Raw genomic sequence first — 19,160 nt, 5'->3', positions numbered from 1 at the left:
GCGCGTCTGTGCCCGGCCGCGGCGGGGGGGGGGGGGGCGCCCCGCCGGGGGCGGGGGGGGGGGGGGCCGGGGGGGGCGGGGGCGGCCGGCCCCCCGCCCCCCCCCCCCCCGACGCGCGGAACGGGGGAGGTCCTCCGAGGGGGAACGGAGGCCTCACGGCGCGGGGGGAGAGAAGGGCTCGGTGTGCTGCTGAGCGATGAGGTCCGCCACGGGGGAGGCCTCCGGCACACCGAGCCGCGTGAAGATCGCGTGTGCCTCCTGGAGGCACGCGAGTCCGCGTGCGGGCTGGGCGAGGGCCAGCAACGCCTCGCCCAGCGCGGCGTTGGCCAGGCCCTGGCAGAAGGCGGAGCCCATCTCCTGCCCGATGGCCAGCGACTCGCCGGCCGCCTCGGCGGCCTCGGTGTACTGCTCGGAGACGAGCAGGGCGGAGGCCAGTCGGGCCAGGGTGTAGCCCTCCCAGAGCGGGTTCCGCTGGGACCGGTAGAGCCGGTGCGCCTCGCGCAGGTGGGGGACGGCTTCGATGCCGGACAGCACCACGCCCAGCTGGTACAGGGTCTGGGCGAGCAGCGGACCGTTCTTGGACGTCCGCGCGGCGGAGACGCCGTCCTCGGCGGAGCGGATCGCCGTCTCGGTCATGCCGAGGCGGTGCTGCACCCTGGCCATGTTGCTGACGACCCGCGCCTCCAGGATCGGCGCGCCGACGGCTTGGCTGGTGGCCCGCGCCTGCTCCAGGAACGGCAGGGCCTCGGCGGGGCGGTTCCCCACGCTCAGGATCACGCCCAGCATGTTGGCCGTGGCGAGGAACATGACGGTCGGCTCGTCCGGCAGCTGGTGTTCCAGGCTCCGGCGGAAGGACTGCTCAGACCCTTGGAAGTCGCTGGTGACGGACTGCAGGGTGCCGAGGGCGAAGTACACCCGGGCGATCCCTGCCGAGTCGTCGCGACGTTGCGCGTCCTCGCCGATGGCCTCCAGGATTCGACGCGCACGCGGGCCACGGGTCGGGTCCGGATCGATGCTGAACAGGTAGTTCAACAGGTCGACGGCTGCACGCTGCAGGGTGCCGGGGCCACTGGCGGCGGCTTCGACCGCGCTGAGCAGCAGCGAACCCTCGGTACCGAGCCAGTCCTGTGCGGCCTGGCTCGTCGGCAGGTCGAGTCCCGGCGAGGTGAGGGTGGTCAGCAGCTCGGGCAGTGGATCGTCCGGCTCGATGACCTGGGCCGCGTTGCGCACGGTCGGGATCAGCAGGTGGAGCAGCCGTTGGACCGCGCTCTCCTGCTCCCCGGCGTCCCCGATCCGCTCGTTCTGCCGCTGGGCGTAGAGCCGGAGCAGGTCGTGGTAGCGGTAGCGGCCGGGGGTGAAGCACTCCAGCATGTTCGCCTCGACCAGTGCCTCGGCGAGGTCCTCGGCGGTGTACTCGTCCACGCCGAGCAGCGCTGCGGCGGCCGCCAGCGGGATGTCGGGGGAGTCGATCAGGGCGAGGAGCCGAAAGGCGCGGGCCTCGTCCACGGACAGCTGCCCGTAGCCGAGGCCGATGGTGGTCTCCACGGCGAGGTTGCCGAGCTGGAGTTCGTCCAGCCGCCGGCGCTGGTCGGCTAACCGGGTGGCCAGGTCGGAGACGCTCCAGCGTGGGCGGCTGGCCAGCCGGGCGGCGGCGATGCGGACGGCCAGCGGCAGGAAGCCGCAGGCGGTGACCACCTGCATGGCGGCCTCCGGCTCGGCGGCGACCCGCTGCTCGCCGACGATGGCCGAGAACAGCGCCAGCGCCTCGGCCGGGGTCAGCTCCTCGACGTCGAACAGCTGCGCGCCCGGGATGCCCGCCAGCCGGGACCGGCTGGTGGCGAGCACCGCGCAGCCGGAGACGCCGGGGACGAGCGGCCGGATCTGCTCGGCGTCGCGCGCGTTGTCGAGCAGGATGAGCATCCGTCGGCCGGCGAGCAGCGAGCGGTAGAGGGCGGCGCGCTGTTCGAGCGAGTCCGGGTTGTCGGTCACGCCGAGCGCGTGCAGGAAGTCGCCCAGGACGACGACCGGGTCGGCCGGCGAGGCGCCGGCCCCGCGCAGGTCGACGTAGAGCTGACCGTCCGGGAACTCCGCCCGGACGCGGTGGGCGACGTGGACGGCAAGAGTGGTCTTCCCGACGCCCCCGATACCGGCCAGCGAGGTGACCACCACGGCCTGGCCGCTGGCGTTCATCAGGACCGTCGAGAGGTCACTCACGAGTTCGGTGCGGCCACTGAAGTCCGATACGTCCGCCGGGAGTTGGGCCGGAGCCGGAGGTGCGGCCGGGCCGTCCTCTCGACCGGCGGGGGCGGCGACGACCGGCAGCGCGAGCGCGGGGTCGGCCGCCAGGATGCGGTTGTGCATCGCGGACAGGCCGGCGCCGGGTTCGACCCCGAGTTCCTCGATCAGCAGCTTGCGGGTGTCGGAGTAGACGCCGAGCGCCTCCGCCTGGCGTCCGCAGCGGTACAGCGCCAGCATCAGCAGTTCGCGCAGGCGCTCGCGCAGCGGGTGCTCGGCCGTCAGGCTGTTGAGCTCCCCGACGATCTCGGCGTGCAGGCCGACGTCGAGGGCGGCGGCGCACAGTTCCTCGGCTGCGGCGGCCTGGCGTTCGGCCAGCCGCAGTCGCTGGGCGTCTGCGTAGGGGCCGGGGATACCGGTGAGCGGACGGCCGCTGAACAGGTCCAGCGCCTGCGCCAGCAGCCGGTGCGCCTCGCGCTTGTCTCCGGCGGTCCGGGCGGCCGCGGCCTCGGCGGAGAGCCGTTCGAAGACGGCCAGGTCGAGGGACTCGCCCGGGATGCGCAGGGCGTAGCCGTCGGCGACCGAGACCAGCAGCTCGGCGGGCCGGCGCACCTCCCGCCGCGGCTCGATGACGGAGCGCAGGCGGGACACGTAGGTGCGGAGTGCGGCCACCGCCTGGGTCGGGGGGCGTTCACCCCAGAGCGCGTCGACCAGGTCCTGCGTGGTGACCGGGCGTCCGGAATGCAGCAGAAGGGTGGTCAGGACGGCCTGCTGCTGGGGGGAGCCGAGGGAGAGGGGTTTGCCGTCGAGCCAGGCCTGGACCGGACCGAGGACTTGGAAGCGCAGCGCAGAGGTCTGCGGCGTCTCCCGAAACTCCATGAAGTCCCCCGATGGCCTGTCGTGTCGATTCCGTGAATGGGCGCTCGGCGGTCCGCCGCGGTGCTTCAGCTTAGGCGGACGCCCGACTCTGCCGGACGGCAGCGCAAGCCACACGATGTTTATCGGACATTTAATCAACCCTACGATACTGTCCGCGCGCCCGCGCCACGGAGGTCGGGCAGAACACATTTGATGACCGAAAGGCGGCCGCCCCATGGCCAACGACCAGAGCGAGACCCCGGTGGCGTCGGCGCCCGAGAACGCGGCGAAGACCGAGACCCCGGCCGCGGCTGCGGAGGCGGTCGAGGGCGCGGTGACCGCGTCCTCGGACCCGGAGTACGCCGCTCCGTCCGACGCGCAGAAGACCGAGATCGAGGGTGACCTCTTCGGTGGCGAGGCCGACCACGTGGTGGAGCCCACCACCCCGGCCACCGGCGAGCCGGGCAAGAAGTACGTGCCGGAGAGCGTCGTGGGCGGCCACCCGTAAGTCGCGCCGTCCGAGTGCCCCCGTGCCCCCGTTCGGGCGCGGGGGCGCTCCCGGTTATGTGCACGCCAGTTCGTGTGCCGGTGCGCCGGTGGCCGATTCCTGCTCCCGGTGCACGCATGGTGACCGGTGATATCCGTAACGTGCCCGGCGGCGTGCGCGGGGAGTTCCGGAATTTCGGATTCACCGGGGGATAGCAGGGTCCGGAATGTAGGTGTTCGCGTGGATTTCGCCGAATTGCCGAGGCCGAACTCATTCAGCCGATTCGTGGGGCCCGGGAACGGGTGAGACGTGGTTCGGTTCGGTGGTCCATTCCCGGCCGCCGCCCTCGGGGCGCAGGTAGTGCTCGCCTCCGGTGGTGCCCATGTAGATGCCGGTGCGTCCGGTCCTGCGGTCGAGGACGAGTTCGCCCACCTGGGGCCGGTAGGCCCGGGCGTCGTGCTGTCGAGTGCTCACCGTGCTGCTCCTCGCTCTGGTAGGCGACTGGCCAGCATCTCTAGAGAAGCTAAAATCTCTAGAGATGTCAACGGTCGTATCTCCTTACCGGCGGCCGCGGGCGCGCCTACGATTTGTCCGAGGCAGAGGGAGCGGCGATGACCGGCAGCAATGGCGACAAGCAGCCCAAGTACCAGCGGATCGCCGAGGCGCTGAAGGCGGCCATCGACACCGGCCGGTACCGCGCCGGTGACCGCCTCCCCGGCGAGAACGACCTCATGGACGAGTACGGCGTGGCCCGGATGACCGCCCGCCAGGCGCTGGGCGTGCTGCAGAGCGAGGGCATCGCCGAGGCGCGCCGCGGCGCCGGGGTGTTCGTGCGGGACTTCCGGCCGCTGCGCCGGCGCGGCATCCAGCGGCTGGCGCAGGGGCAGTGGGGGTCCGGCCGGTCGATATGGTCGGCGGACATCGACAACCGCAGCCTGGTGGTCGACCAGGTGTCCGTCACCGAGCAGGGCGCGCCCGAACACGTGGCCCGGGTGCTCGGGGCGGACCCGGGGGCCCCGATGTGCGTGCGGCACCGCCGCTTCGTCCTGGACGGCAAGCCGGTGCTGCTCTCGACCTCCTACCTGCCCGCGGTCCTGGTCGCCGGCACCGCCATCACCCGCGAGGACACCGGCCCGGGCGGCACCTACGCCCGGCTGGCCGAGATCGGCGCCAAGCCCGTGCACTTCCGCGAGGAGGTCCGCTCCCGGATGCCCAGCGGGGAGGAGTCCACCCGCCTGGAACTGTCCGCCGGCACCCCGGTGATCCTGATCTGCCGCACCGCCTTCGCCGACGAGGGCCAGGTGGTCGAGCTCAACGAGATGATCCTGGACGCCGCCTCGTACGTCCTGGAGTACGACTTCGACGCCTGACCCCGACGGGACGTGATCGCTACTGGTAGTGGTAGCGGGCCTTGAGGACCTTCACCTCCTTCTCGTCCGCCCGGTACACCAGCCGGTGCTCGTCGTCGATCCGGCGTGACCGGTAGCCGGCCGGATCGCCCTTCAGGGGCTCCGGCTTCCCGATCCCGTTGGACGGATCACGCTGGATCTCACCCACCAGACGGGCGATCCGCTGGGCCGTCGTCCGGTTTCGACCCGAGCCGGAAGAGGAAGTCCTCCCAGGCGTCCGGGTCGAAGTGGACGCTCCTCGCACCTCACTCGCCAGGGCTTCGAGTTCCTCCATGGTCCTGGTGACACCCGGATGTCCCGCCCTGTCGCGGGCGACGGCCTCCATGAGTCGCTGGGCGTTGGCGGGGGAGCGCAGGAGGTAGATCGTTTCCTGCCAGGAGTCGTAGTCCTCGGCGGACATGAGGACGGCGTGGCCGCTCTTCGAGGTGATTCCTACCGGGGCGTGGTCGTCATTGACTTTCTTGATCAACGGGAAGAGCTGGGTGCGGGCCTCGCTTGCGCTGATCGCCATCGACGTGCCTCCATGTGCGTACCGAACCCGTCCGAACGACGTTACTGCGTAAGGGAATTCCGTACCGGGTGCCGCGAAGGAACCGCCCCGGCCGCAGGGCGGCCGGGGCGGTGAGAGAGGGGGTGCGGGACTACTCCTTGGAGCGCACCCGCAGGTTGGTGATCAGCGGGCCCTCGGTGGTCTCGCGGAAGAAGTCGTTGCCCTTGTCGTCCACCACGATGAACGCCGGGAAGTCCTCGACCTCGATGCGCCAGACGGCCTCCATGCCGAGCTCGGCGTACTCCAGCACCTCGACCTTCTTGATGCAGTCCTGGGCGAGGCGGGCCGCCGGGCCGCCGATGGAGCCCAGGTAGAAGCCGCCGTGCGCGGCGCAGGCGTCGGTGACCTGCTTGCTGCGGTTGCCCTTGGCGAGCATGACCATCGAGCCGCCGGCCGCCTGGAACTGGTCGACGTAGGAGTCCATCCGGCCGGCCGTGGTGGGGCCGAAGGAGCCGGAGGCGTAGCCCTCGGGGGTCTTGGCCGGGCCCGCGTAGTAGACCGGGTGGTCCTGCAGGTACTTGGGCATGCCCTCGCCGGCGTCCAGGCGCTCCTTGATCTTGGCGTGGGCGATGTCGCGCGCGACGACCAGGGTGCCGGTGAGCGAGAGGCGGGTCTTCACCGGGTACTTGGAGAGTTCGGCGCGGATCGCGGACATCGGCTGGTCGAGGTCGACGCGCACCACGTCGTCGTCGAGGTGCTCGTCGGTGGTGTCCGGCAGGTACTTCGCCGGGTCGGTCTCCAGCTGCTCCAGGAAGACGCCCTCGGCGGTGATCTTGCCCAGGGCCTGGCGGTCGGCGGAGCACGAGACGGCCATGGCGACCGGCAGCGAGGCGCCGTGGCGGGGCAGGCGCACCACGCGCACGTCGTGGCAGAAGTACTTGCCGCCGAACTGGGCGCCGATGCCGATCTTCTGGGTCAGCTCGGTGACCTTCTGCTCCAGCTCCAGGTCGCGGAAGCCGTGGCCGGTCCTGGCGTTGCCCGAGGTGGGCAGGTTGTCCAGGTAGTGCGCCGAGGCGTACTTGGCGGTCTTCAGCGCGAACTCGGCGCTGGTGCCGCCGATCACGATGGCCAGGTGGTACGGGGGGCAGGCCGCGGTGCCGAGGGAGCGGATCTTCTGCTCCAGGAACGAGAGCATGCTCGCCTCGTTCAGGATGGCCTTGGTCTCCTGGTACAGGTACGACTTGTTGGCGGAGCCGCCGCCCTTGGCCATGAAGAGGAACTTGTACGCGTCACCCTCGGTGGCGTACAGCTCGATCTGGGCCGGCAGGTTGTTGCCGGTGTTCTTCTCGTCCCAGGTGGTCACCGGGGCCATCTGGGAGTAGCGCAGGTTGAGCTTGGTGTACGCGTCGTACACGCCGCGCGCGATGGCGGACTCGTCCGCGCCGGGGGTGAGCACGTTCTGGCCGCGCTTGCCCATGACGATCGCGGTGCCGGTGTCCTGGCACATCGGGAGGATGCCGCCGGCCGAGATGTTGACGTTCTTCAGCAGGTCGAGCGCGACGAAGCGGTCGTTGGGGCTGGCCTCCGGGTCGTCCAGGATGCGGCGCAGCTGGGCGAGGTGGGCGGGGCGCAGGTAGTGCGAGATGTCGTGCATCGCCTCGGCCGTCAGCAGCCGCAGCGCCTCGGGCTCGACCTGGAGGAAGGTGCGACCGCCCGCCTCGAAGGTGGAGACACCTTCGGAGGTGAGCTTGCGGTACGGGGTCGGGTCAGCGCCCAGGGGGAGCAGGTCGCTGTACTCGAAGTCTGGCGTGGGAGCCATCGGGGCGGTCCTTAGGTGTCCAGTTGGTCCGGCTGCGTCGGCGAAGCACCATCCAGGGTAGGACCCGGTCGTGGTCGGCACGCGGACAGGTCGGCCTTGCGTGACGGGGCTCACTCGGGCAGCAGTGCGAGCGACTAGGGTGGACCCCGTGGACAACTCGCCGTCGCACGACGATCCGGGGCAGCCGGTGCCGGCGCCCGTACCGATGACCAAGTCCGAACCGGAGCCGGGGGCGAAGCCCGGGGCCGCGCCGCAGCCGGTGCACCAGCCAGCGGCGGACGCCGAGATACGCGTCTCGGACGCGGACCGCGAGAAGGTCGCGGAACTGCTGCGGGACGCCTACGCCGAGGGGCGCTTGGACGCGGACGAGCACGCGGAGCGCATCGAGGCCGCGTACGCCGCCAAGACCTTCGGTGACCTGGTGCCGCTGACCAGGGACCTGCCGGCCCGGCCGCTGTCCTTCGAGAAGCAGCCGCTGGGTTCGGCGGCCGCGACGCCCCAGCCGCCCGCGCGCCAGGAGTCGCCCGCAGTGGTGGCGATCTTCGGCGGCGCGTCCCGCAAGGGCCGCTGGCGGGTGGGGTCGCACCTGAAGGCCTTCGCCGCGTTCGGCGGGGTGGAGATCGACCTGAGCGACGCCGTCTTCGAGTCTCCCGAGGTGGAGATCGTGGTCGTGGCGATGTTCGGCGGGGTCGAGGTCCGGGTGCCGGAGAACGTCAGCCTGCAGGGCGGCGGGGTCGGCCTGTTCGGCGGATTCGACGTCCGCGAGCAGACCGCGGCGGACCCGTACGCTCCGGTTGTCCGGGTCAAGGGCCTTGCGATGTTCGGTGGTTGCACCGCCAAGCCGCGCCGGGGCAAGAAGCTCAAGGAGTGGGCGCGCCGCCAACTCGGCGCAGAGTGAACCCGGTTGGCCTTTGTGGCGCCCGGCCGTGGATCAACTCCCGGTCGGGCGCTCGACGTTGCGGCCGGGTGCACTCCGTAGTCGATTGCGTGCAGTGTGCATGAATCGCGGTCGGGCGGGGTAGTTCCTTCCGCACATCGCTTCTTGTACGGCTGCGCACCGGAGGCGGCCCAGCGGCCGTTCCGGAGGGTTGGACAGCGGGGGCTCGCAGCCGGGCAGGGGAGCGGGGTTCCCCGTGTCCGAGAGCCTCGTCAGGAGTACGGCCGTGCTGCATCCGATCGAGTCCCGCACCACCTCGCCAGTCGCCGCCGCGCAGCTGCTGGAACACCGCCGCGACGTCCGCCCGCAGCCGCAGCCCCCGGGCGGCCCGGCGGGCGGCGCCGCGGGCGAGGACGACCCCTGGCACACCGGTGCGGCGTGCCGGCGGGACGAGGTGGGGCTGTTCTTCGCTCCCTCCAAGGAGCCGACGGCGGCCCGGCTGTCCCGGGAGGAGCAGGCCAAGCAGGTCTGTGCCCGCTGCCCGGTGCTGCTGGAGTGCCGTGAGCACGCGCTGGCCCAGCCGGAGCCGTACGGGGTCTGGGGCGGGCTGACGGCCGCCGAGCGGCGGGTGGTGCTGGCCCGGCGCCGCCGCCGGGACGCGGAGCTGCGCGAGGCGGCCCGGGTGACGGCGCCCGCGCGGAGCCGGATAGCCGGGTGACGGCGGGCCGAAGACCCGGGGTCCGGGTTCCGCGGGCCGCGGCCCCGGGGCCGGACGTGCCGCGGCCCCGGCGGCGGGGGATTCCGCCGGGGCCGCTGCCTGCTGTCTCCGGGGCGAGCCGTCAGCCGGTCGCCGGGCCCGGTGTCAGTTCGCGCGGTCGAAGTCGATCGCGCTGTAGGCCCGCAGCTTCGAGAGCTTGTGGGTGGAGTGGATCTCACGGATCGTGCCGCTCTTGGAGCGCATGACCAGCGAGCTGGTGGTGGCGGTCTCCGAGCGGTAGTGCACGCCGCGCAGCAGCTCGCCGTCGGTGATGCCGGTGGCGACGAAGAACACGTTCTCGCCGCTGACCAGGTCGTCGGTGGTGAGCACCCGGTCCAGGTCGTGGCCGGCGTCCAGGGCCTTCTGCCGCTCGGCGTCGTCCTTGGGCCACAGGCGGCCCTGGATCACGCCGCCCATGCACTTCATCGCACAGGCCGCGATGATGCCCTCCGGGGTGCCGCCGACGCCCATCAGCAGGTCGACGCCGGTGCCTTCGCGGGCGGCCATGATGGCGCCGGCCACGTCGCCGTCGGAGATGAACTTGATCCGGGCGCCCGCCTCGCGGATCTCCCGGACCAGGCCGTCGTGGCGCGGGCGGTCCAGGACGACGACGGTGACGTCCTCGACGGCGCTGCCCTTCGCCTTGGCGACCCGGCGGATGTTGACGGCGGCCGGGGCGGTGATGTCGACGAACTCGGCGGCTTCCGGGCCGGCCACCAGCTTGTCCATGTAGAACACGGCGCTGGGGTCGAACATGGTGCCGCGGTCGGCCACGGCCAGCACGGCCACGGCGTTGTTCATGCCCTTGGCGGTGAGGGTGGTGCCGTCCACCGGGTCCACCGCGACGTCGCACTCGGCGCCGGTGCCGTCGCCGACCCGTTCGCCGTTGTAGAGCATCGGGGCTTCGTCCTTCTCGCCCTCGCCGATGACGACGACGCCGTTCATCGAGACGGTCGAGACGAGGGTGCGCATCGCCTTCACGGCTGCACCGTCCGCGCCGTTCTTGTCGCCACGTCCGACCCACCGGCCGGCCGCCATCGCTGCCGCCTCGGTGACCCGGACGAGTTCGAGCGCGAGGTTCCGGTCCGGAGCCTCGGGCGCGACCTCCAGGGCACTGGGAAGGTGGTGCGGGTACTGCGTGGTCATCGTCGTTACCTCTCTGTACGCGACGGCCAGTGAGCGCCCGACTACTGCCAGGTCGAACGCCGTGGTGAGGGTGATGCGATCGTATCTGCCCACGAGATGACTGTCTGTGGCGCGGGTCGCCGTGCGGTGGCCGAAACCACCGGTTCGTCCCGGTTCACCCGTTCGTGGACACCCCGGGTGGCCGGGTCCGCATGTGCATGAGTCACCATGTGGGGGTGGCTGCAGAGAGCAAGGGCATGAGGGGTCGCCAGACCGTACGGGACATGGTCCTGTCGATGCTGGCGGTCGGTTTCGTCGTCTGGATCGGGTACCTGTTCCTCCCGCACGACGCCAACAGCGACCCGGTGCACGTGGTCGAGTACAAGGCGGCCGCGGCCAGTGCCAAGCGTGCCGCGCCGTACCCGCTGCTCTCCCCGGACGGGCTGTCCGACAAGTGGCGGGCCACCTCGGTCAGCTACCGGTCGGCCGACCAGAGCAACGGCAAGGGCAACGCCTGGCACCTGGGCTTCGTGACGCCGTCCGGCCAGTACGCGGCGGTCGAGCAGAGCGACGCGCCGCGCGACTCGCTGCTCGCCGACAAGGTCGCGGGCGGCAAGCCGGACGGCGCCTCCGACGTGGCCGGCCGCACCTGGGACCGGGTCCAGGGCGGCAAGGCCCGCGCGCTGACCGCGCAGACCGGCACCGGGACCGCCGTGCTCACCGGCACCGCCTCCTACGAGGAGCTGGCCGAGCTGGCGCAGGCACTCAAGTAGCGCCGGCCGCAGCACGCCGAAGGGCCCCGCACCGGACGAACCGGTGCGGGGCCCTTTCGCGCGGGCGCGTCGGACGTCGGACGTCAGCCGTCAGCCGTCGGACGTCAGACGGTGGTGACGACCTCGTCGTAGGCCAGGCGCGGCGAACGCGGGAACCAGGCGTCGTCGCCCGGCTTGCCGATGTTGACCACGGCCAGCACCGAGTGCTCGCCGTCGCCGAAGAACTCCTTGTTGATGCCGTCGGCGTCGTAGCCGGTCATCGGGCCGGCGGCCAGGCCGGCGGCGCGCACGCCGATGATGAAGTAGGCGGCCTGCAGGGCGCCGTTCAGCGTGGCGGACTGCTCGCGGACGCTGCGCTCCGAGAAGAACATGTCCTTCGCCTGCGGGAAGTGCGGGAGCTGGGTCGGCAGCTCCTCGTGGAACTCGTTGTCCGCGGCCAGGATGGCGACCAGCGGGGCGGCGGCGGTCTTGGCCTTGTTGCCGTCCGCCATGTGCTGGACGAGGCGCTCGCGGCCCTCGGCCGAGCGGACCAGGACGACGCGCAGCGGCTGCTGGTTGAAGGCGGTCGGGCCGAACTTGACCAGGTTGTAGATGGCCTGGACCTGCTCCTCGGAGACCGGCTCGTCGGTGAAGGTGTTCGCGGTGCGGGCCTCGCGGAACAGGAGGTCCTGAGCGGCGGCGTCGAGTACCAGGGCGTCGGTGGTCATGCTTCTGCACCTCATGCGGGAGGGGGTTCGTCGGTATGACCGGCCGGGGCCGATCACTTCCTCCAACATGGGTGAACGTTCAACGATTCCCCGGGCCGCTGTGACTCGCCTCACATTCGCCCGGCGGCCTCACCGGTCGCCCGCGGCCCCGCCCTCCTCGGCGGCCAGCGCGGCGTCCAGCCGGGCCCGGGCGCCGTCCAGCCAGCGCTGGCACACCTTGGCCAGCTGCTCGCCGCGCTCCCACAGGGCCAGCGACTCCTCCAGCGACGTCCCGCCGTTCTCCAGCTGCCGGACGACCTCCAGCAGCGCGTCCCGGGCGTGCTCGTAGCCCAGCGCGTCGTCCGGGTTGGGTGCCGCCGCGTCCTGCTGCTCCTGCTGCTCTGCCATGCGTGCCAGCGTAGGGGGTGGGGCCGACAGCGTCAGTCCCCGTCGGCGGCGGTGTCACCGGCGGCGGCGTCACCGGCCCCTGTGTCACCGGCGGCGGCGTCACCGACCGTGGACGCACCGGCCGCCGTGACGTCGAAGCCGCCGCCCGCCACCCGGGCGTGCAGCCCCTCCCCGGGTGTGACCTGCGCCGGGTCGGTCACCACCGTGCCGTCCGTCCGCTGGAGCACCGCGTAGCCGCGCTCCAGGGTGGCCGCCGGGGAGAGCGCGACCACCCGGGCCAGGGTGTGCCCGAGGTCGCTCTGCGCGTGGTCCAGCCGGTGCCGCAGGGTGCGCCGGGCCCGCTCCAGCAGGCCCTCCACCTCCTGGCCGCGGCCGTCCAGCATCCGGTGCGGCGCGGCCATCGACGGGCGGCTGCGCAGCCCGTCCAGCCCGTGCTGCTCGCGCTCGACCCGGGCCAGCACGTGCCGGCGGGCCCGGTCGCGCAGCTGGCGGACCTTCGCCAGCTCCTCGCCGACGTCCGGAACCACCCGTTTGGCGGCATCGGTCGGAGTGGAGGCGCGCAGGTCCGCCACGAAGTCCAGCAGCGGCTGGTCCGGCTCGTGCCCGATCGCGCTGACCACCGGCGTACGGGCGGCCGCGACCAGCCGCACCAGTCCCTCGTCCGAGAACGGCAGCAGGTCCTCGACGCTGCCGCCGCCGCGGGCCACGACGATCACGTCCACCTCGGGGTGCTCGTCCAGCTCCCGCACCGCCGCGCTCACCCGCTCCACCGCGCTGACGCCCTGCACCGGGACGTTGCGCACCTCGAAGCGCACGGCCGGCCAGCGCCGGCGGGCGTTCTCCAGCACGTCCCGCTCGGCCGCCGAGCCGCGCCCGGTGACCAGCCCGACGCACTGCGGCAGGAACGGCAGCGGCTTCTTGCGTTCGGCCGCGAACAGGCCCTCCCCGGCGAGCCGCCGCTTCAGCTGCTCCAGGCGGGCCAGCAACTCGCCCAGCCCCACCGGCCGGATCTCCGAGGCGCGCAGCGACAGCTGCCCGCGCGCCGCGTACCACTCCGGCTTGGCGTGCACGACGACCCGCGCGCCCTCCTGCACGACGTCCGCGACCTGGTCGAACACCGAGCGGAAGCAGGTCACCGTGAGCGACACGTCCGCCTGCGGGTCGCGCAGGGTCAGGAACACCACGCCCGCCCCGGGCCGGCGGCTGAGCTGGGTGATCTGCCCCTCCACCCACACCGCGCCGAGCCGGTCGATCCAGCCGCCGATCAGCGCGGAGACCTTGCCGACCGGGAGCGGGGCTTCGGGGGAGCTGGTGTTGGCCATGCGTACGAGGCTAGCGGCGTCCGCCGACAGATCCCGGGGAACCCTGGACGCCGAGCACCACCAGGCCGGCCGCCAGCCAGACCAGCCCGACCAGCTGCGCGGTGGGCGCGGCCTCGTAGACCACCGCGGCGATCACCGCGATCCCCAGGGCGGGGACGACCACGTGCCGCAGCCGGTCGGGGGAGCCGTGCCGCACCGTGTACCAGCCGATCACCGAGGCGTGCAGCAGCGCGAAGGCGGTCAGCGCGCCCACGTTCACCACCGAGGTCAGCCGGTCCAGCCCGTCGTCCCGGCTCGCCGCCCAGACGGCCGCCGCCATGGTGACCACCGCGGCCGCCAGCAGCGCCCGGCGCGGCACCGCGCTGCCCGGGTCGACCGAGTCGAGCCGGCGCGGCAGCCGCCCCTCCCGGGCCATCGCGAAGACCAGCCGCCCGGCCGCCGCCTGGCCGGCCAGGGCCGCGAAGGCCGCGCCGATCGCCTTGCTGGCCGCCACCAGCACGTGCAGCCAGTGCCCGACCCCGCTCTCCACGGTGTCGTAGAAGGCCGAACCCTGTGCCACCGGGTCGGCGGCCAGCTGCCGCGGGCCCATCGGCTCCAGCAGCGCCGCGAGGTAGGTCTGCACGACGAACAGCACCCCGGCCAGCGCCAGGCACCAGAGCACGGCCCGGGCGACCGCCGCCGAGGCGCCGACGGCCTCCTCGACGAAGGTCGCGATCGCGTCGAACCCCAGGTAGGACAGCACCGCGACGGACACCGCCGAGATCACGGCGGTCATCGAGAAGCCGCCGACGGCCGTGAACGGGGTGTCCCAGCCGCGCCGGGCGCCGTCCTGGACCAGCGCCACCACGGCCGCCGCCACGAACACCGCCAGCACCGCGACCTCCATGGCGAGTACCGCGAAGCCGACCGCCGCCGCCGTCCGCACCCCGATCAGGTTGAGCGCGGTGGTCACCACGACCGCGGCCGCCGTCCACACCCAGCGCGAGACGCCCGGCACCAGCGAGTGCAGCGCGATCCCGGAGAACAGGTAGGCCACCGCGGGGATCAGCAGGTAGTCGAGCATCGCCATCCACCCGGCGATGAACCCCGCCCCCTCGCCCAGCCCCGCCGTCGCGTAGGCGAACACCGAGCCGGTCCGCGGCACCGCGCGCACCATCTGGGCGTACGAGAAGGCGGTGAGGCCCATCGCCGCGGTGGCGGCCAGGTAGACGGTGGCGACGGCGCCGTGGCTCTTGGCGTCCAGCACGCCGAACACGCCGACCGGGGCCATCGGGGCGATGAACAGCAGTCCGTAGACCATCAGATCGCGGACGCCCAGGCTGCGGCGCAGGCCGCCCGGCGTCGCCTGCCCGCTCACAGAGCTCATAGACACCAGATTTGAACACTCGTGGCCGGGACCGGACGGAAAGTGCCCGCCGTCGGCGCGGCTCCCCGGTGCGGGAGGCGGCGCCCGCCGTCGCCCGTACGATGGAGCCATGTCCAACACCGCGCCGCGCCGTGTCCTGCTCGCCGCCCCCCGGGGCTACTGCGCGGGTGTCGACCGCGCTGTGATCGCCGTGGAGAAGGCCCTGGAGCAGTACGGGGCGCCCATCTACGTCCGCAAGCAGATCGTCCACAACAAGTACGTGGTGCAGACCCTGGAGAAGAAGGGCGCGATCTTCGTCGACGAGACGGAGGAGGTGCCCGAGGGCTCGATCGTGGTCTTCTCCGCGCACGGCGTCGCCCCGTCCGTCCACGACGAGGCACGGGCCGGCAAGCTCGCCACCATCGACGCCACCTGCCCGCTGGTCACCAAGGTGCACAAGGAGGCCGTGCGCTTCGCCGACGAGGGCTTCGACATCCTGCTGGTGGGCCACGAGGGCCACGAGGAGGTCATCGGCACCATGGGCGAGGCCCCGGACCGGATCCACCTGGTGGACGGTGCCGAGGACGTCGCCAACGTGCAGGTCCGGGACGAGTCCCGGGTCGTCTGGCTGTCCCAGACCACCCTGTCGGTGGACGAGACGATGGCCACCGTCGGCGAGCTGAAGAACCGCTTCCCGGCCCTGGTCAGCCCGCCCAGCGACGACATCTGCTACGCGACCCAGAACCGCCAGGTCGCGGTCAAGCAGATGGCCCCCGAGACCGACCTGCTGATCGTGGTCGGCTCCAGGAACTCCTCCAACTCGGTCCGCCTGGTCGAGGTCGGCCTGGAGTACGGCGCCAAGGCCGCCCACCTGGTGGACTTCGCCGAGGAGATCCGCGAGGAGTGGCTGGAGGGCGTCGGCACCGTCGGCCTCACCAGCGGCGCCTCGGTCCCGGAGATCCTGGTCGAGGGCGTGCTGGAGTTCCTGGCCGCGCGCGGTTACGACACGGTCGAGACGGTCAAGACCGCCGAGGAGCACCTGACCTTCTCGCTGCCCAAGGAACTGCGCCGCGACCTGCGGGCCGAGGCCGCGGGCAAGCTCTGACACCTCCGGACGGCCCGGCGCCCCCTCGCGGGGTGCCGGGTCTTCTGCTGTGCGGGCCCGTGCGCGCTCTCGTAGCGTTGTTCACAGGCTGTGGACAAGCGGTCCGCGGCGACGGCGGAGGGTGGATGTGATGACGGCGGTATTCGGCGTGGACATCGGCGGCTCGGGCATCAAGGGCGCACCGGTCGACCTCGCCAGGGGCGTGCTCGCCGAAGAGCGGCACAAGGTGCTCACCCCGCAGCCGTCCGCGCCCGAGGCCGTGGTCGCCGCCGTGTGCGAGGTGGTCCGGCAGTTCGACCACCGGGGCCCGGTCGGGCTGACCTTCCCCGGGGTGGTGGTCGGCGGCCGGACCAGGACCGCGGCCAACGTCGACAAGGGCTGGATCGGCATCGACGCCGAGGGACTGTTCCGCGAGGCGCTGGACCTGCCCGCGACCGTCCTCAACGACGCGGACGCGGCCGGTCTCGCCGAGGTGACGCACGGTGCGGGCCGCGGCCAGTCCGGGGTCGTCCTGCTGCTCACCTTCGGCACCGGCATCGGCAGCGCCCTCTTCGTGGACGGCGCGCTGGTGCCCAACACCGAGCTGGGCCACCTGGAGCTGCGCGGCAAGGACGCCGAGCGCCGGGCCTCCTCGGCCGCCAAGGAGCGGCACGGGCTGAACTGGGAGCAGTGGGCCGGGCGGGTCGACGAGTACCTGGACCTGGTGGAGATGCTGTTCTCGCCGCAGCTGGTCGTGATCGGCGGCGGGGTGAGCCGCAAGCACGAGCGGTTCCTGCCGCTGCTGAAGGACCGCGAGGCGCGGGTGGTGCCGGCGGAGCTGCGCAACGACGCGGGCATCGTCGGGGCGGCCATGGCGGCGGCTGAGGCGGCGGGCTGAGGCGGCGGGCTGAGGCGGCGGGCTGAGGGCCGCCCGCCCCGCCCGGCGGCGGAGCGCCCTCAGCGGGAGCGCTGGATCCGGCGCTGGGCGACGAAGCGGGCGAGCACGATCAGCGCGGCGAGCCCGGTGCCGGAGAACAGCCAGCCGGCCCGCAGCGCCAGCCCGGTCGCCAGTGAGACCACCTGGGCGGTGACGCCCGAGGAACCGACCGGCGCGAGCAACAGCAGCGCCGCGGCGAAGGCGATCGGCCCGCTGATCGGCGCGGCCAGCAGGTCGACGTAGCGGACGCGTACGGCCAGCTGGAAGCAGACCACCAGGTAGCCGAGGCCGAACAGCCAGCCCAGGTCGTCGAAGAGCAGCCGGTCCAGGCCCGCCACCGCGAGGGTGGCCAGGACGGCGAGCACGCCGGTGCCGATGGCCGTCAGCCGGGTCGGCCGACCGGTCCGGCGCCGCCCGTACAGCCGGTCGTCGCCGCGGCCCCCCCCCCGCCGGCGGAACCCGGGGGGGGGCGGGCGGGCGGGGCCGGGCGGGGCCGCCCCCCCCCGCCCCGCACCCCCACCCCCGCGCCCCCCCCCCCCCCCCCGCGCGGCGGGGGGGCGGGGGGGGGCGGGGGGCGGGCCGGCCCCCCACGGGCCGGCCACCGGGCGCAGCCGGGAGGCGGGGGCGGACTCGGGAGCCCGGCCTGGACCGGGGACGGCGGCTGCGGCCGCGCGGTTCGGCGGACGGCGTCTGGGCCCTGGCGGCTGGGTTCGGATGCTCTGCTCCACCTGTCCAACGTACGGTCCGATCATCGCCACACTGTGTAATGGACCGTTCAGGCCTTGTCCCGTGTCTTCGGACGGCGTAGTCATGTGATCGTCGCTCTGGTGTGCTGACCTGCTCGGCGGAGTCGACAGATCATGATCATTCGATCTTCACGCGGGGGCTTCGCATGACCGGTTTCACGTTCGAACGACTCGACCACGTCCAGCTCGACATCCCGGCCGGCACCGAGGACCGGTGCCGCGCGTTCTGGTCCGGGGTGCTCGGCATGACCGAACTGCCCAAGCCCCCCGTGCTGGCCGCCCGCGGCGGCTGCTGGTTCCGCGGCGGCGGGGTCGAGGTGCACCTGGGCGTGGTGCCGGACTTCCGCCCGTCCGTGAAGGGGCACCCCGGGATCCAGGTCGGCTCACTGGACGCGCTGGCCGACCACCTTGCCGCGCACGGCCACGAGGTGCTCTGGGACACGAACGTGCCCGGCCGCCGTCGCTTCCACGCCGCCGACCCGCTGGGCAACCGGCTGGAGTTCCTGGAGCCCCGGGCCGCGGCGACCGAGGCGTGAGGCAGCGCGGGCGCTGCCCGTAGACTTGGGGGTCGGCCCGTACGGTGCCGACCCAACTCCTCCAAGCCCCCGGGACTGCGCTTCATGTCGCTCACGATCGGAATCGTCGGTCTGCCGAACGTCGGCAAGTCGACCCTGTTCAACGCCCTGACCAAGAACGACGTGCTGGCGGCCAACTACCCGTTCGCCACCATCGAGCCGAACGTCGGCGTGGTCGGCGTCCCGGACGCGCGGCTGGCCAAGCTCGCCGAGATCTTCGGCTCGCAGCGCATCCTCCCGGCGACCGTCGACTTCGTCGACATCGCGGGCATCGTGCGCGGCGCCAGCGAGGGCGAGGGCCTGGGCAACAAGTTCCTCGCCAACATCCGCGAGTCGGACGCGATCTGCCAGGTCGTGCGCGCCTTCACCGACCCGGACGTGGTGCACGTGGACGGCAAGGTGTCGCCCAAGGACGACATCGAGACCATCCACACCGAGCTGATCCTGGCCGACCTCCAGACCATCGAGAAGGTCCTGCCGCGGCTGCAGAAGGAGGCGCGCCTCAAGAAGGACACCGCCCCCGTGCTGGCCGCCGCCGAGGCCGCGCAGGCGATCCTGGAGACCGGCAAGACCCTGTTCGAGGCCGGCTTCGACACCGCCCCGATCCGCGAGCTCCACCTGCTGACCGCCAAGCCCTTCCTCTACGTCTTCAACGTGGACGAGGACGAGCTGGCCGACGAGGACTTCAAGAACGCGCAGCGCGAGCTGGTCGCCCCGGCCGAGGCGATCTTCCTCAACGCCAAGATCGAGTCCGAGCTGATCGAGCTGGACGACGCCGAGGCCCTGGAGCTGCTCCAGTCGATGGGCCAGGAGGAGCCCGGCCTGGCGACCCTCGCCCGGGTCGGCTTCGACACCCTCGGCCTGCAGACCTACCTGACGGCCGGCCCCAAGGAGACCCGGGCCTGGACCATCAAGAAGGGCGCCACCGCCCCCGAGGCCGCCGGTGTCATCCACACCGACTTCCAGAAGGGCTTCATCAAGGCCGAGGTCATCTCCTTCGCCGACCTGGTCGAGACCGGCTCCATCGCCGAGGCCCGCTCCAAGGGCAAGGCCCGCATCGAGGGCAAGGAGTACGTCATGCAGGACGGCGACGTGGTGGAGTTCCGCTTCAACGTCTGACGGCCCGCGAAGAGGCTGCCCGACCCGGACCGCCCGGTCCCCGTACGCGTACGGGGACCCGGCGGTCCCGCCTTCGCGGGGGGTGAGCCCACCGTGGAGGGGGGGAGG

At 72.5% G+C, this 19,160-nt stretch carries 18 protein-coding genes and 2 pseudogenes; 9 read left to right on the top strand and 11 right to left on the bottom strand.

Annotated features, from left to right (window positions below):
- Nucleotides 1–153: 153 nt before the first annotated feature.
- Nucleotides 154–3,114 carry a BTAD domain-containing putative transcriptional regulator gene (locus tag ACFV0O_RS32785; RefSeq protein ID WP_380347403.1) on the bottom strand — a complete coding sequence of 987 codons (2,961 nt, stop codon included), beginning with the start codon at nt 3,112–3,114 and terminating at the stop codon, nt 154–156.
- Between the two features lie 214 nt (nt 3,115–3,328).
- Between ACFV0O_RS32785 and ACFV0O_RS32780 the strand changes: the two genes are divergently transcribed.
- The gene (locus tag ACFV0O_RS32780; protein ID WP_380347402.1) at nt 3,329–3,601 is read left to right on the top strand and encodes a hypothetical protein; all 273 of its coding nucleotides are present in this window, start codon (nt 3,329–3,331) and stop codon (nt 3,599–3,601) included.
- A gap of 249 nt (nt 3,602–3,850) precedes the next feature.
- Here the strand turns inward: ACFV0O_RS32780 and ACFV0O_RS32775 are convergent, their stop codons facing one another.
- A complete protein-coding gene (locus ACFV0O_RS32775; RefSeq protein WP_380347401.1) occupies nt 3,851–4,054 on the bottom strand; it encodes a hypothetical protein in 204 nt (67 codons plus the stop codon).
- Nucleotides 4,055–4,191: 137 nt separating this feature from the next.
- Here ACFV0O_RS32775 and ACFV0O_RS32770 point away from each other — a divergent pair, with 137 nt between their 5' ends.
- On the top strand, nt 4,192–4,950 hold the full coding sequence (locus ACFV0O_RS32770; RefSeq protein ID WP_380347400.1) for a GntR family transcriptional regulator: 759 nt from the start codon (nt 4,192–4,194) through the stop codon (nt 4,948–4,950).
- A 19-nt stretch (nt 4,951–4,969) separates the two neighbouring features.
- On the opposite strand, the pseudogene ACFV0O_RS32765 reads toward ACFV0O_RS32770, so the two are convergent.
- The 3 genes and pseudogenes from ACFV0O_RS32765 to ACFV0O_RS32755 form a co-directional block, all read right to left on the bottom strand.
- Nucleotides 4,970–5,222 (bottom strand): annotated as a pseudogene (locus ACFV0O_RS32765) (Txe/YoeB family addiction module toxin); the annotation flags it as partial.
- A 62-nt stretch (nt 5,223–5,284) separates the two neighbouring features.
- Nucleotides 5,285–5,500: pseudogene (locus ACFV0O_RS32760) on the bottom strand (type II toxin-antitoxin system Phd/YefM family antitoxin); the annotation flags it as partial.
- Between the two features lie 130 nt (nt 5,501–5,630).
- Nucleotides 5,631–7,298: a fumarate hydratase gene (locus ACFV0O_RS32755; protein ID WP_380347399.1), complete on the bottom strand. Its 1,668-nt coding sequence runs from the start codon at nt 7,296–7,298 to the stop codon at nt 5,631–5,633.
- A gap of 148 nt (nt 7,299–7,446) precedes the next feature.
- Here ACFV0O_RS32755 and ACFV0O_RS32750 point away from each other — a divergent pair, with 148 nt between their 5' ends.
- Nucleotides 7,447–8,196 (top strand): DUF1707 domain-containing protein, encoded by a 750-nt coding sequence (locus ACFV0O_RS32750; RefSeq protein ID WP_380347398.1) that lies wholly within the window; start codon nt 7,447–7,449, stop codon nt 8,194–8,196.
- 265 nt (nt 8,197–8,461) lie between these two features.
- The gene (locus ACFV0O_RS32745; RefSeq protein WP_360260933.1) at nt 8,462–8,893 is read left to right on the top strand and encodes a WhiB family transcriptional regulator; all 432 of its coding nucleotides are present in this window, start codon (nt 8,462–8,464) and stop codon (nt 8,891–8,893) included.
- 144 nt (nt 8,894–9,037) lie between these two features.
- Here the strand turns inward: ACFV0O_RS32745 and glpX are convergent, their stop codons facing one another.
- On the bottom strand, nt 9,038–10,078 hold the full coding sequence (glpX, locus tag ACFV0O_RS32740) for a class II fructose-bisphosphatase (RefSeq protein WP_350631566.1): 1,041 nt from the start codon (nt 10,076–10,078) through the stop codon (nt 9,038–9,040).
- Nucleotides 10,079–10,314: 236 nt separating this feature from the next.
- On the opposite strand from glpX, the gene ACFV0O_RS32735 reads away from it, so the two are divergent.
- Nucleotides 10,315–10,830 carry a DUF4245 domain-containing protein gene (locus tag ACFV0O_RS32735; protein WP_380347397.1) on the top strand — a complete coding sequence of 172 codons (516 nt, stop codon included), beginning with the start codon at nt 10,315–10,317 and terminating at the stop codon, nt 10,828–10,830.
- A gap of 104 nt (nt 10,831–10,934) precedes the next feature.
- On the opposite strand, the gene ACFV0O_RS32730 is transcribed toward ACFV0O_RS32735, so the two are convergent.
- From ACFV0O_RS32730 to ACFV0O_RS32715, 4 genes are all read right to left on the bottom strand, one after another.
- Nucleotides 10,935–11,537: a malonic semialdehyde reductase gene (locus ACFV0O_RS32730; protein ID WP_360260938.1), complete on the bottom strand. Its 603-nt coding sequence runs from the start codon at nt 11,535–11,537 to the stop codon at nt 10,935–10,937.
- A gap of 129 nt (nt 11,538–11,666) precedes the next feature.
- A complete protein-coding gene (locus tag ACFV0O_RS32725) occupies nt 11,667–11,924 on the bottom strand; it encodes an exodeoxyribonuclease VII small subunit (RefSeq protein ID WP_380347396.1) in 258 nt (85 codons plus the stop codon).
- A 32-nt stretch (nt 11,925–11,956) separates the two neighbouring features.
- Nucleotides 11,957–13,246, bottom strand: a complete 1,290-nt coding sequence (xseA, locus tag ACFV0O_RS32720) for an exodeoxyribonuclease VII large subunit (RefSeq protein ID WP_380347395.1) — start codon at nt 13,244–13,246, stop codon at nt 11,957–11,959.
- 10 nt (nt 13,247–13,256) lie between these two features.
- Nucleotides 13,257–14,612: an APC family permease gene (locus tag ACFV0O_RS32715; RefSeq protein WP_380347394.1), complete on the bottom strand. Its 1,356-nt coding sequence runs from the start codon at nt 14,610–14,612 to the stop codon at nt 13,257–13,259.
- Nucleotides 14,613–14,721: 109 nt separating this feature from the next.
- On the opposite strand from ACFV0O_RS32715, the gene ACFV0O_RS32710 reads away from it, so the two are divergent.
- Nucleotides 14,722–15,696, top strand: a complete 975-nt coding sequence (locus ACFV0O_RS32710) for a 4-hydroxy-3-methylbut-2-enyl diphosphate reductase (protein WP_380347393.1) — start codon at nt 14,722–14,724, stop codon at nt 15,694–15,696.
- 130 nt (nt 15,697–15,826) lie between these two features.
- Nucleotides 15,827–16,573 carry a polyphosphate--glucose phosphotransferase gene (gene ppgK / locus ACFV0O_RS32705; protein ID WP_380347392.1) on the top strand — a complete coding sequence of 249 codons (747 nt, stop codon included), beginning with the start codon at nt 15,827–15,829 and terminating at the stop codon, nt 16,571–16,573.
- Nucleotides 16,574–16,632: 59 nt separating this feature from the next.
- Here the strand turns inward: ppgK and ACFV0O_RS32700 are convergent, their stop codons facing one another.
- Nucleotides 16,633–17,364 (bottom strand): DUF6542 domain-containing protein, encoded by a 732-nt coding sequence (locus ACFV0O_RS32700; protein ID WP_380347391.1) that lies wholly within the window; start codon nt 17,362–17,364, stop codon nt 16,633–16,635.
- 140 nt (nt 17,365–17,504) lie between these two features.
- Between ACFV0O_RS32700 and ACFV0O_RS32695 the strand changes: the two genes are divergently transcribed.
- Both ACFV0O_RS32695 and ychF read left to right on the top strand, forming a co-directional pair.
- Nucleotides 17,505–17,894 carry a VOC family protein gene (locus tag ACFV0O_RS32695; RefSeq protein ID WP_380347390.1) on the top strand — a complete coding sequence of 130 codons (390 nt, stop codon included), beginning with the start codon at nt 17,505–17,507 and terminating at the stop codon, nt 17,892–17,894.
- A gap of 84 nt (nt 17,895–17,978) precedes the next feature.
- A complete protein-coding gene (ychF, locus tag ACFV0O_RS32690) occupies nt 17,979–19,052 on the top strand; it encodes a redox-regulated ATPase YchF (RefSeq protein ID WP_380347389.1) in 1,074 nt (357 codons plus the stop codon).
- Nucleotides 19,053–19,160 lie beyond the last annotated feature (108 nt).

This window comes from Kitasatospora sp. NPDC059577 (assembly GCF_042735475.1).
GTDB lineage: Bacteria > Actinomycetota > Actinomycetes > Streptomycetales > Streptomycetaceae > Kitasatospora.
This window is presented reverse-complemented; position numbering and strand designations above follow the sequence as displayed.

Coding starts and splice junctions, on each gene's coding strand:
- xseA (WP_380347395.1), bottom strand. CDS start 13,246: ATGGCCAACACCAGCTCCCCCGAAGCCCCGCTCCCGGTCGGCAAGGTC.
- ACFV0O_RS32710 (WP_380347393.1), top strand. CDS start 14,722: ATGTCCAACACCGCGCCGCGCCGTGTCCTGCTCGCCGCCCCCCGGGGC.
- ACFV0O_RS32770 (WP_380347400.1), top strand. CDS start 4,192: ATGACCGGCAGCAATGGCGACAAGCAGCCCAAGTACCAGCGGATCGCC.
- ychF (WP_380347389.1), top strand. CDS start 17,979: ATGTCGCTCACGATCGGAATCGTCGGTCTGCCGAACGTCGGCAAGTCG.
- ppgK (WP_380347392.1), top strand. CDS start 15,827: ATGACGGCGGTATTCGGCGTGGACATCGGCGGCTCGGGCATCAAGGGC.
- ACFV0O_RS32695 (WP_380347390.1), top strand. CDS start 17,505: ATGACCGGTTTCACGTTCGAACGACTCGACCACGTCCAGCTCGACATC.
- ACFV0O_RS32755 (WP_380347399.1), bottom strand. CDS start 7,298: ATGGCTCCCACGCCAGACTTCGAGTACAGCGACCTGCTCCCCCTGGGC.
- ACFV0O_RS32715 (WP_380347394.1), bottom strand. CDS start 14,612: ATGAGCTCTGTGAGCGGGCAGGCGACGCCGGGCGGCCTGCGCCGCAGC.
- ACFV0O_RS32725 (WP_380347396.1), bottom strand. CDS start 11,924: ATGGCAGAGCAGCAGGAGCAGCAGGACGCGGCGGCACCCAACCCGGAC.
- ACFV0O_RS32730 (WP_360260938.1), bottom strand. CDS start 11,537: ATGACCACCGACGCCCTGGTACTCGACGCCGCCGCTCAGGACCTCCTG.
- ACFV0O_RS32780 (WP_380347402.1), top strand. CDS start 3,329: ATGGCCAACGACCAGAGCGAGACCCCGGTGGCGTCGGCGCCCGAGAAC.
- ACFV0O_RS32785 (WP_380347403.1), bottom strand. CDS start 3,114: ATGGAGTTTCGGGAGACGCCGCAGACCTCTGCGCTGCGCTTCCAAGTC.
- glpX (WP_350631566.1), bottom strand. CDS start 10,078: ATGACCACGCAGTACCCGCACCACCTTCCCAGTGCCCTGGAGGTCGCG.
- ACFV0O_RS32700 (WP_380347391.1), bottom strand. CDS start 17,364: ATGATCGGACCGTACGTTGGACAGGTGGAGCAGAGCATCCGAACCCAG.
- ACFV0O_RS32735 (WP_380347397.1), top strand. CDS start 10,315: ATGAGGGGTCGCCAGACCGTACGGGACATGGTCCTGTCGATGCTGGCG.